Source organism: Burkholderia sp. A2 (assembly GCF_001729305.1).
GTDB classification, from domain to species: domain Bacteria; phylum Pseudomonadota; class Gammaproteobacteria; order Burkholderiales; family Burkholderiaceae; genus Burkholderia; species Burkholderia sola.
The window spans coordinates 108,233-108,524 of sequence record NZ_LZXX01000088.1 but is presented as its reverse complement, the minus strand read 5'-3'; positions in this window follow the sequence as shown (position 1 = coordinate 108,524).

The window sequence follows — 292 nt, the reverse complement described above, 5'->3', positions numbered from 1 at the left end:
CCCCCACCGTAATACCCGCCCCCATCCGGCACCACGATACAGCCGCTCAACAACACGGCGACGCCGGCAATCAGCAAAAGGGTCTTCTTCATCGCGTTCACCTGCTCGGATTCAATATGAAACCCAGCATAGCGAGCGGCTCCGGCCCGGGCTGTAAGCGATCGTATCCCCGCGCCGCAATCCGTAACGGCGGATTATTCCGGTCACAATGACCGTAACAATTGGCCAAACAGCAGACGTTTCAGGCGACGACGACCCGGTTTCGCCCCGTATCCTTCGCCCGATACAGCGC